Origin of the sequence: Mesorhizobium sp. M2A.F.Ca.ET.042.01.1.1 (assembly GCF_003997405.1) — a bacterium.
In the GTDB taxonomy this organism is placed as follows: domain Bacteria; phylum Pseudomonadota; class Alphaproteobacteria; order Rhizobiales; family Rhizobiaceae; genus Mesorhizobium.
Genome location: NZ_RZRX01000437.1, coordinates 1 through 2837, shown reverse-complemented (window position 1 = coordinate 2837; position 2837 = coordinate 1). Strand labels below are relative to the sequence as shown.

The 2837-nt window shown below is 66.1% G+C and carries 3 protein-coding genes; 2 read left to right on the top strand and 1 reads right to left on the bottom strand.

The features are described 5' to 3' along the window. Positions 1-1233, bottom strand: a 1233-nt coding sequence (locus tag EOA23_RS33260) for an amidase (protein WP_127307177.1), incomplete at its 3' end; no start/stop codon positions are given. Positions 1234-1353: 120 nt separating this feature from the next. Between EOA23_RS33260 and EOA23_RS33255 the strand changes: the two genes are divergently transcribed. Together EOA23_RS33255 and EOA23_RS33250 are read left to right on the top strand one after the other, a co-directional pair. After that, a complete protein-coding gene (locus EOA23_RS33255; protein ID WP_127307176.1) occupies positions 1354-1701 on the top strand; it encodes a GFA family protein in 348 nt (115 codons plus the stop codon). Positions 1702-1790: 89 nt separating this feature from the next. Further along, positions 1791-2753: a nitroreductase family protein gene (locus EOA23_RS33250; protein WP_127307175.1), complete on the top strand. Its 963-nt coding sequence runs from the start codon at positions 1791-1793 to the stop codon at positions 2751-2753. Positions 2754-2837: the final 84 nt, after the last annotated feature.

The following is a 2837-nucleotide window of genomic DNA, read 5'->3' as shown; positions in this document are numbered from 1 at the left end:
CCTGCCCGCCAGCATCAGCCCGGCCGGCAGCCTGGTGCCCGGCATCGGCAGCGAGATCGCGCAGAGGTCGAACTGGTTGGCGACCTGCGTGTTGCGCAAGAGCAGCCCTTCGGTCCTGTCGCGCAATGCCTCGTCGCCGGCCATGGCGGCAATGGACGGCGCGACCATCGGCACGGTCGGCAATGCCAGGACATCTACAACGTCCAGCCGTTCAGCCATCGCCGCCGCAAGCTCGCCGCGACGGCGGATCGTGCGGATATAGGCCGAAGCGGGAACCGCCAGCGCGCGCGACAACGGACCGGTGACATGCGGATCGACCGGCACGGAGGCGCCGCTCGCCAGCCAGTCGGCATGCACTTCGGCGCCTTCCATTGAGGCGATCGTGCCGCGTCTGGTCGCCGCCCGCATCTCGGCGATGAGATCGTCGATGGGCAAATCGGCGACGCGGGCGCCGGCCTGACCGCTCCTGTCGATGCAAGCCTCGAAAGCTTCGGCGACCTCGGCTTGCGTTTCGTCGAACAGAACGCCGCGCGGAATGCCGATGCGCAAGGCCGCCAGCGGGACCGGCTGAAGGGCCGCCGGCTCATCTGCGGCCATGATCGCATCGGCGATCGCGCAATCGGCGACGCTGCGGGCAAGCGGGCCGATCGAATCCAGCGTCATCGACAGCGGAAAGGCGCCGGCCAAAGGCACGCGCCGCGCCGTCGGCTTGAAGCCGACGACGCCGTTGAGCGAGGCCGGGATGCGCACTGAGCCGCCGGTGTCCGAACCGATCGAGATGTCGCTCGTGCCCTCGCCGACCGCAACGCCCGCCCCCGATGACGAGCCGCCTGGAATCAGGCTCGTATCGGCGGCATTGCCCGGCGTGCCGTAACGCAGATTGTCGCCGACCGCGGTGAAGGCGAATTCGGTCATGTTGGTCTTGCCGACGATCACGGCGCCCGCCCGCCTGAGCCGCGCCACGATCGCCGCGTCCCGCGTCGCCGGTGCGGTGCCGGCGAAGATCAGCGACCCGGCCGTGGTCGGCTCGCCGGCGACGTCGAACAGATCTTTGATCGAGACGATGCGCCCGTCGAGCGGGCCAAGGCTGACGCCGGCCTTGAGGCGAGCGTCGGACGCATCGGCGGCTGCCCGCGCGGCCGCGGCATAAAGCTTGGTGTAGACCCGCTCGTCGGCCGAGCGACTGGCAAGACGTGACAGGATGGTTTCGAGACGATCGCGCACGGATTGCATTTTCGATGTCGGGCCTTGCAAAGTTGCAACGTCTTTTAAACGCGCGGCCTGATGTTGGGCCGGCAAAGAGATAACCCGGCAAGCGTGCCTTTGCACCCTGCCAGCGATGGGAAGATGCTGATGCTGTACAAAGGCAGTTGCCACTGCGGCAAGGTGGCATTCGAGGTCAAGGGTGAGATCGGTGGCGCGGTGCGCTGCAACTGCTCGATCTGCGCGCGCAAGGGCGCGCTGCTGTGTGCGGTGCCGCATGAGAAGCTCAGTCTGGTCGCCTGGGGCGACGACCTCGGCCGCTACACCTTCGGCAAGGCTCAAATCGCGCATCGCTTCTGCCGGACCTGCGGAATCCACCCCTTCGCCGAGGATGTCGGCGAAGGCGGCGAGCGCACGGCCTATATCAACATCAACTGCCTCGACGACGTCGACGTTGCCAGCATCGAAGTGTTCGAGTTCGACGGTCGCGCTGCCTAGGCGGCGGGTCGATCAAAGGCCTTGACTGAGATCAAAGGCTATTCCCGAGCCGCCGCTATCTTGCCTGCGAATTTGTTCGAGAGGACACGATGAACAGGCGAGCGATGCTCGTGGGCGCAGGCGCCGCGCTTGTCGCGGCGGGCACCGGTGTTGCCGGTTGGCGATCGGCCGTCGGGTCCATGGCTCAGTACGAGGCCTTCGCCGCCGGATTGCGTGACCGCCTGACGCCCGATCTTGAGGCCGTCATTCGTTACGCAACCTTGGCGGCGAACAGCCATAACACGCAGCCTTGGCGGTTCCAGCTTGAAGGGCAAGCAATCGAGATCCGGCCTGACCTTCAGAGGCGGACCCCGGTCGTCGACCCTGACGATCATCATCTCTATGTCAGCCTGGGATGCGCCGCGGCCAATCTCATGCTCGCCGCGGCGGCGACTGGCCGAACCGGCGAGGCTTCGCTCACGGCCGACGGCAACGGAATCCGTTACGACTACCTCATGGGCGAGGCGAAAGCGGACCCGTTCGCCGACGCCATTCCGAAACGCCAATCGACACGTGCCGAATATGATGCCCGCGCCACCCCTGCCGCGGATCTAGCCGAACTTGAGCGCGCAGCCGCGATACCGGGTGTGAGCCTGGCGCTTGTCACGGATCAGGGGCGGATGAAGCAGGTGCGGGACCTCGTCCTTGCCGGCAATGAAGACCAGATGAACGACCCCGCATTCATGCGCGAGTTGAAGCAGTGGATACGCTTCAACCCGCGCAGCGCGATGGCTCGAGGCGATGGGCTCTTCTCAGCCGCGAGCGGCAGCCCGGTGCTGCCGACCAGCCTTGGCCGGATCGCCCTGGACCGGCTGTTCAGCGCCGCCCAGGAGAATGAGAAATACGCCCGTCAGATCGACTCATCGGCAGGGGTGGCGATCTTCTTTGCCGAGCGGCCGGACCACGACCACTGGGTCAGGGTCGGCCAGGCGTGCCAGCGCTTCGCTTTGGCCGCGACGAGCCTGGGACTTAAAGCGCGTCGCCCTTTAAAGGATTCGGGATTCCCAGAGTGACGGTTTGATGATTCATTGCGGTGGAAGGGAGAACCGTGATGGGCAAGCCGTTACCGATGGCGTTGCGTAAGCGTGTTGCGGCGT

Coding starts and splice junctions, on each gene's coding strand:
- EOA23_RS33255 (WP_127307176.1), top strand. CDS start 1,354: ATGCTGTACAAAGGCAGTTGCCACTGCGGCAAGGTGGCATTCGAGGTC.
- EOA23_RS33250 (WP_127307175.1), top strand. CDS start 1,791: ATGAACAGGCGAGCGATGCTCGTGGGCGCAGGCGCCGCGCTTGTCGCG.